Origin of the sequence: Gordonia sp. BP-119, assembly GCF_016924115.1 — a bacterium.
Taxonomy (GTDB): domain Bacteria; phylum Actinomycetota; class Actinomycetes; order Mycobacteriales; family Mycobacteriaceae; genus Gordonia; species Gordonia hongkongensis.
On the sequence record NZ_JAFFZF010000101.1, the window covers coordinates 1 to 1,329 of the forward strand.

General features: G+C 60.6%; 1 protein-coding gene. It reads right to left on the reverse strand.

Annotation, left to right across the window (positions count from 1 at the left end; translation table 11 throughout):
• Positions 1 to 312: 312 nt before the first annotated feature.
• Positions 313 to 1,329: MMPL family transporter (locus JW364_RS23980; protein ID WP_205334501.1), on the reverse strand; the 1,017-nt coding region annotated here is incomplete at its 5' end.

A 1,329-nucleotide genomic window follows, 5' to 3' on the forward strand; every position in this document is an offset into this window, starting at 1 on the left:
CTCGTCGCGCTTCACATGCCATCCGGGTGGCCCGGTCCTTGAGTTCCTCACTGTACTTGCGTGGTGCTGCCATGCTCTCCATCCTTCACAGGTTCGAGAGCCTCCGACAGACCCGGGGCGGTTCAACCACCAGCCAGCCGCGTACCAAGGTCAGTGCAGCTAGCGTTTGAATTAGGACGCAACTCATCTATCACGGGCGACGGTGCTGCGTCATGCTTATGCCCCTCCTACCTGTTGACGGAATGGTCGGGATATTCAGCGACCGACGCTTGTCAGATCCCCATGGGTCCGTCCGCGTGACTTTTGCGATGGTCAAGGGGCGAGCCGGAAACGGTCGATGTCACCCGGCCACCAGCTCGCAGTGCCCAGCAGCACCGCTAGCGCCGGGACTACTAAGGTCCGCACCAGGAACGTGTCGAGCAGCAAACCGACACCGATGATGAACCCGATTTGCACCATCACATCGATGGACCCGACCATCAGCCCAAACATGCTGGCCGCGAATATCAACCCAGCCGAGGTGATGACCGACCCGGTGTAAGCGACGGTACGCATTACGCCGACCCGCACGCTCCACCTCGTTTCCTCTCTCAGCCGTGACACCAGCAGCATGTTGTAGTCGGCGCCCACCGCCACCAAGACAATGAACGACACCAGTGGCACGGGCCAGGCGATCCCGGCACCGAGGATGTGTTGAAGTACGAGCACACCAATACCGAGAGCCGCCATGTAGTTCAAGACGACGGTTGCAAGGAGATAGACAGGTGCAACGACGGCCCGCAACAGCAGCATCAGGATCAGACCCACGATGAGAAGGGTGGCTATGCCGAGCAGTTTGAAATCGTACGACAACAGTCGCTGGACGTCGGCATTGATCGCAGGAAAGCCCGCAACAGAAGCACGTCCGCCCTCCAGAGTGGTGTTCGGCATCGCGTTCTCGGCGACGCTGGACAGCTCGTTCGCCAGCGTCATTGCATCGGCAGAGTATGGGTCGTAGGCGGTCTGTACCGCATAGCGCACGGTTTTCCCGTCGGACGAGATGAACTGTCGAGCGACCTGACTGAACTGCTGGTCCTTGAACGCATCCGCGGGGAGATAGAAGCCGGTTGCCGAGTCAGAATCGCCGACCTCCCGTGCGGGAGCCCGAAGCTGTGCGGCGACCTGTGCCAGTCCACTGAGTAGCTGAAGGTTGCTGTCCACCAGTGTCCATGGCCATGAGAAAGTCCCCACTGGTGGCCAGGTCGAGGTCCCCGCTGGTGGCCAGATAAAAGTCCCCACCCTGTGTTCGTCGTGTCGACCCGGAACTGAAGGCCCAGGCGATGACGGTGA